The 6,331-nt window shown below is 59.3% G+C and carries 5 protein-coding genes and 1 tRNA gene; 1 reads left to right on the forward strand and 5 read right to left on the reverse strand.

What is annotated here, in order from left to right:
- From AC5JJ6_RS36165 to AC5JJ6_RS36185, 5 genes are all read right to left on the reverse strand, one after another.
- Positions 1 to 681 (reverse strand): hypothetical protein (locus AC5JJ6_RS36165; RefSeq protein ID WP_496046673.1); only part of this gene is annotated, 681 nt, incomplete at its 3' end.
- 223 nt (positions 682 to 904) lie between these two features.
- Positions 905 to 1,552, reverse strand: a complete 648-nt coding sequence (locus AC5JJ6_RS36170) for a hypothetical protein (RefSeq protein ID WP_496046674.1) — start codon at positions 1,550 to 1,552, stop codon at positions 905 to 907.
- Between the two features lie 403 nt (positions 1,553 to 1,955).
- Positions 1,956 to 3,686 (reverse strand): DUF6538 domain-containing protein, encoded by a 1,731-nt coding sequence (locus AC5JJ6_RS36175; RefSeq protein WP_496046675.1) that lies wholly within the window; start codon positions 3,684 to 3,686, stop codon positions 1,956 to 1,958.
- An 82-nt stretch (positions 3,687 to 3,768) separates the two neighbouring features.
- Positions 3,769 to 3,845 (reverse strand) — tRNA-Arg (locus AC5JJ6_RS36180).
- Between the two features lie 130 nt (positions 3,846 to 3,975).
- Entirely contained in the window at positions 3,976 to 5,580 is a 1,605-nt protein-coding gene (locus AC5JJ6_RS36185; RefSeq protein ID WP_496046676.1) for a gamma-glutamyltransferase family protein, read from the reverse strand.
- A gap of 226 nt (positions 5,581 to 5,806) precedes the next feature.
- Here AC5JJ6_RS36185 and gpt point away from each other — a divergent pair, with 226 nt between their 5' ends.
- A complete protein-coding gene (gene gpt / locus AC5JJ6_RS36190; protein WP_044431573.1) occupies positions 5,807 to 6,292 on the forward strand; it encodes a xanthine phosphoribosyltransferase in 486 nt (161 codons plus the stop codon).
- Positions 6,293 to 6,331 lie beyond the last annotated feature (39 nt).

The raw sequence follows: 6,331 nt of genomic DNA on the forward strand, positions 1-6,331 counted from the left end.
CTTATCGCTGTTGAACCATGGTTTATCGAACTTTGTCTCGCTTTTCCACTCCATGTACATGATTTCTTCGATACCTTTCAACCCGTTGAATTCCTGCATGGTCAAATTTCCGCGTGTTCCATCCGGTAGTATCCAACGGTATCTGTCAGAGGCCCTTTCAACTTTCTTTCCAGATTGTGGATGCTTTGGCTGTCGTAACGCCGCATCCGGTGGACCTTCGAACTTCCCTCTCAAGTCCTGCCAAACGCCATCCCGAGGACGTTGGAGGTGGGTGACGATGCTGACCAGCTTACCGTTCTCACAGCGACGTTCTTCAACACGGATACCGACGATGCGCCGCGTTCCATCCGGATTACAAGCGGTGAAGTGTTCCCACGGCGGGACCCCCATTGCTGCATCGATTGGATCGTACTCGTAGGGCTGCAACATGGCCTGTCTAAGCTTATAGAGGCTGCTCTTCGGGTTATTGCCCTTGGGAATGTTCGATGTATGCGCCGCATAATACTCGTTACCATCGGGATCGCGAAGCGGTTCGGTACCGTCCGGATTAATCAGCAGGAAGCCGGATATGCATCGGTTAGGTAGCTTTGCACCTTTAAAGTGCTCATGAGTGCATCCGACGAACACCGCGTTATGTTCACCTGCGGGAGCATTCCCGTAGACGTTGATCTGGTTAGTCATGATTGTTATTCCGGGCAAGAGCCTAAGGCCGTAAGGCCGTAAGGTATTTTGATAGGAATGGGGTAGGTGTATGAGATGAGCCATCCGGCGCAATGCCGAAGGGTCAGTTAAACCATTCATGGACTGAAGGATAAGGTCTTAAGGTAATAAGGTAGTTTTGTAAACTACCTGCGCTAGCAGCCTTGCGGCTGCTGCGCTTGTTCCGGTCCTGCCTTTACAGGAGTTAATTGGCATATCCAGAGGATGCGGTGGAAAGGTCCGGTTCAACAAGAATGTTTCGGTAAAAGGCTTCGATACATTCGATGAATTCGGGAGTTTCTGGTAAATCCGTATGGCGTGCGGCAACTCGGTGAGCATCATACCAAGATAGTCGCATTTCCCTGACGAGGTGTCCGGCAAACAGCCGTGCTTCGCTGGCTTCCGCCAGCCAGTCTATCCGGGCTACATCATCCTGCGTGATAGTGAAGACTGAAAAGACAGCTTTGCCGTTGCCGTACTTCGTCCGGCGCTTATGCCGCTTTGGTTCCGCATCGTACCGACGATGATCTTCGGGCAGCATCGCTTCCAGATGCCGAGGATTGACGCATGTCTGGTCCTGGCACAAGTGAGCCGCTTCCCGATCTGCGGCAATATATCCCTCGGATAGAGCAATCACGATCCGTGATGTCGGCACGGTTATGTACCGTCCCTGGTACCTAATCCGTCGCTTACCATAGCCATCTTTGTCTTTTGTGCTGAGGTAAGGATGATCGGCATCAGGACCAGCGCTTCTGTCGGCCCAAGTTTCCTGGGCCTCAAGTATGTGTGGATTATCGGCAATGAGTTGCTCTCGCGTAAGTGCGTAGCCTATGCCTTTTTCAAGACTATCCATAGTTTATTCCCAATGCTAAAAAGCGTGATTGGCATCTTGAAACCTGAATCAAGAAATCTTGATTGTATGAATTGGCGGAATTAGGATCCGTTCAATCCGACTAATCTTGAATTATCTGCCCAGTACGTTCAAGTGCTGACCATTCCAAAATAGATTGTAAATCGTTAGCAGATTGATAACCTATCTGGTTGTTGATCCACATAGGCAATCAGAATCGATATCAATGATATTTTTTTGCAATTATTTTTCTGAAGTATTTCCGATGTTCGGTCCCGACGGGCTTTCAACTTGTTTATAGCGTTGTGGAAAAAATCTGGAACGCCTACGCCCATGCCGTCGCATCATCGGGCGACATCACGCTCCCAAGCGATTCAGACTTTACAAACCGCTGAAATGTGGTTTTTCAACAATGCGCTGCGTATAAGTGGGAGAGGTGCAGATCGTCATACTGAACCCGTGCCATCGCCTCAGCGAGCCGCACAAGCGGGTATCCTTGGCCATAACGCCGACTAACAGACCCACCGCTGTGCCCCATCAGCGCATCGAAAACGGCTTCTTCAATCCCCGCGGCGCGGCAGGCATCCTTGAAGCCATGACGGAATGAGTGGAAGGTCTTGCGGCTGTCGGCCATGCCGATCCCCTTGCAGTACCGCGCCCACTGCTTAGACAGGTATCCGGTGATCCGACCAGCGCAATCAGGTTTCAGGTCAGGAAACAGGCTGCGCGCTTTCTGAGCACGGAGACCGTCCACATAGATCAGAAATCCACAACGGATCAATTCCGGATGGAGCGGCACCTTACGGCGTGATCCCTTGGTCTTGAGCGACTTGTCGCCGCCTTGCGCGTTGATGTCAAGCAGCCACACACCGTTCTCCTCGCGGATATCTTCCACGAGCGATTGCCCAATCTCTTCCAGTCTTGCGCCCGTGAAAAGGCCGAGTAGCGGCAGCCAGAACAACGCATCGCGGATCACGGTGGTACCGGATTGGCTGCGTCGTGCCGGTGAATGGCAGCCACGGTAAAGCGGTGACTGCTCGAAGATGTGCTTGAGGTCATCAGGACCATAGGGTAAGCGCGGCGGCTCGACCGACTTCCCAGCCCGAAACTTAACCGCGCCAGCGGCGTTGGTTGCGCAGAAGCCGTTGTCAACGGCAAAGCCGAGCAGCGCCTTCAAAGCACCGAGCTGCTTCTTCACGGTTTCGTTGGCGACGCGGGAAACAGAGGGATCGTTGCAGGTTTTCGCCACCAGCTCGCGCAGGGGCATGTTGCTCCATTCGCCAGAACGATGTCGGGGCAGTTGGCGAATGATGTCCTTGAACTCCCGGATATGGCCCGTTCCGATCCCACTGACCAGCAGGTCGCCATGAAGCTCCACGAAGCGATTAACCGCCGTGTCCCACTCAAGCTTGGTCCGGTGTGTTGGTTTCCGCTCTGAAAGCCAACTTCCATACACCTCAATCAGCGTCACCCCAGCGGTCGGTTCCGCATGGGGAGCGACTGCCAACGTTAATGGCGTCGATTCCTGTTCCGCTACCGATAGGGCTTTGCTGAACAACGGATCTTCCGGTGCGGCATCGAAGTTACCGCAGGCGCGCTCGTGAATGATCCGCGCCACTTCACAATCAGCGCGCAGCACCTTATGAGCAAGCTGCCGGTACTCGCGCGTATCGCGCGGGATCGTCACACCTTCGGTCTGTTCGATAACAGAGATGCTATCTTCGGTATTCGTCAGGATGTTGCGGTCCCGATTGTCGCGGGCAATGTCGGCAATCTCGGCCAACGTATCGAGTTCGGCGTGCCGGTGATCATACGGGCGATCATCATCAAAGTGGCCCTGAATGCGCCGGGATAGCCGCATGTCTTCGACTTCCGCCAGCGACGACTCGAAGTAGCTCCGAGCCATGGTGTCAATCTGGGTCGTGCTCAGGGAAAGGTTCGCTCTCGTCATGGCGAACAATCTGAGGCTGGCAGCTTTCAGTATGGTTAATGCGCGTTCAGCTTCATTAAGCCGTGATGTTCGAAGGCTGCGTGTCAGCTCACGCCGACCAAAGCGAGAAACCAGATCGCTAGGAACGAACAGGCGCGCATAGAAAGTGCCGTTGGAGCGGAGATGCAGGTTCTTGGGGTACGGCATGACGGACCATCGTAGCAGGCATCGTAACATTTGCCTGCTGGCTCCGCGCCAAGTGCCGAAGATCAGCTTTTTTATAAGAAAGTGGCGCGCCCGAAGAGATTCGAACTCCTAGCCTTCTGATCCGTAGTCAGATGCTCTATCCAGTTGAGCTACGGGCGCTTGCCATCTTCTCGACCGCTTCTTGCGAGGCGTTGAACCGTGCGGTTCGTCGTGGGCCGGAAACTAGCCAATGAGTTTGACCTGCGCAACCCCATTCTGAAAGTTTTTTTGCAAAGCGTTTCCAGCAGCCTCAGAAGGCGGCGACCGTGCCGTCGGAACGGCAGTCGGAGGCTCCCTGGATCGTGCCGTCCGGGTGCAGCACCAGGGCGCCGGCATGGCCCATCATGTCGTTGAAGGGAGTGACCACCTCGACGTCGTGGCCGGCGGCGCGCAGGGCCTCGATCACGTCGTCGCCTATCCGGCTTTCGATCTTCAGGTTGGTGGTGCCGGCGCCCCAGGTGCGGCCCAGCAGCCAGCGCGGCGCCGTCACCGCCGTCTGGAGCTCCTGGCCCAGCAGGCCGTAGCGGCTGAAGACGGCGGCCTGGGTCTGCGGCTGGCCTTCGCCGCCCATCGTGCCATAGGGCATGACGCGCCCGTCGTCGAACCGGGCCAGCGCCGGGTTCAGCGTGTGGAAGGGGCGCATGCCGGGCGCCAGCGCGTTGACCGCGGATTCGTCCAGCGAGAAGCTGCTGCCCCGGTTCTGCCACAGGACGCCGGTATCGCCCGCGACCACGCCGGAGCCGAACTCCCAATAGACGCTCTGGATGAAGCTGACCGCGCGGCCGGCGCCGTCGATCGCCCCCATCCAGATCGTGTCCGCTGGCGGACCGGACTGCGGCCAGGGCAGGGCTCGGGCAGGATCGATCTTCGCCGCGAGGTCGGCCAGGGCCGCGCCGGTCAGGAACCCGCGCGGGTCTACGGTCATCCGGGCCGGGTCGGTGACATGGCGGTCGCGTACCAGGAAGGCGCGCTTGGTCGCTTCGACCAGCCCATGGATATGGGCGAAGCCGTCGGCCTCCGTGATGCCCAGCCGGTCGGCAAGCCGGTCGAACAGTCCCAGGATCATCAGCGAGGCCAGCCCCTGGGTCGGTGGCGTCATGTTGTAAAGCTCGGCGTTCCGCAGCCGGACGCTCAGCGGTTCGACCCGTCTGGCGTGGTGCGCTTCGAGGTCGCCGAGCGCCACGGGGCTGCCCGCCCGCTGCAAGCCCTCCGCCAGCGCCCGTGCCAGTTCGCCCCGGTAGAAGTCCTCCGTGCCGGCCGTCCCGATCCGTTCCAGCGTCGATGCCAGATCGGTCTGGCGGAACAGGCTGCCGGGGGCGGGCGCCTTGCCGTCCGGCAGGAAGATCCGGGCGAAGCCCGGGACGTCTTCCAGTTCGCTCCGCTTCTCCGCCGTGAAGCGCGACTGGCTGCCGGTCGCGGATGCGCCGTCGCGGGCGTAGTGGACCGCGTCTTCCAGCAGGCGCGGCAGCGGCAGCTTCCGGCCGCTCCAGCCCTGCGCCGAGGCGAGCGCCGCTCCCCAGCCGGAAACCGTCCCCGCCACCGTATTGGCCGCCAGGGGACCCCGGCTAGGGATGGCCGCATGTCCCTGGGTCCTGTACAGGTCGGACGTGGCGGCCGCGGCGGCCGCTCCACAGGCGTCGATCCCGATGGGCGCCCGGCCCGGCTCGGCGATCAGCCAGAAGCCGTCGCCGCCAATCCCGTTCATGTGGGGATAGACGACCGCGATGGCCGCCGCCGCCGCGACCATGGCCTCGACCGCGTTGCCGCCTTCGCGCAGGACCGTCAGGCCGGCCTGCGCCGCGAGGTGATGGGGAGCCACGACCATGCCACGGCGGGATGAGGGCGTATTCAGCATGTCATTTGCTCCGGTTGCGGGGCCGAACCCTGTCGTCAGCCCCCGTCAGGTGACCATAATGCTTGGAATGGAAACGCTTGGAATCGAAACGCTTAGAATGAGAAGGCTTTCCGCGCAATCCTTCAACGCCGCATGCGGAGAAACGAGCACCCGATTGCCGCGCGACATCTGGTAAGTTATAAGCCGCCGATCCATTGTGGTGTGCAGTCGTGTGTGGAGAAGGGCCGTGCCGGAAAAAGACAACGCCAAGCATTTCCCAGTATCGTGGGAAGAGTTGCATCGTCATGCCAAGGCGCTGGCCTGGCGCATGGCCGAAAAAGGTCCGTGGCAGGGCATCGTCGCGGTCACCCGGGGCGGCCTCGTCCCCGCCGCGATCATCGCGCGCGAGTTGGATATCCGGCTGATCGACACGGTCTGCATCTCCAGCTACGACCATCAGAACCAGCGTGAGGCCCGCGTCCTCAAGGGCTTCGACGGCGACGGCGAGGGCTGGCTGATCATCGACGATCTCGTCGATACCGGCAAGACCGCGACCGTCCTGCGGAAGATGATCCCCAAGGCCCACTTCGCGACGATCTACGCCAAGCCCGCCGGGCGTCCGCTGGTCGATACCTTCATCACGGAAGTCAGCCAGGACACCTGGATCTACTTCCCCTGGGACGTCGAACTTCAGTTCACCCAGCCGATCGCCCAGCAGCGCAACGGCAAGTGACGGCTGAAAGGGTATCGGCCGGCAGGGTGCTCCCGCCGG

The sequence above is a fragment of the Skermanella sp. genome (assembly GCF_059503625.1).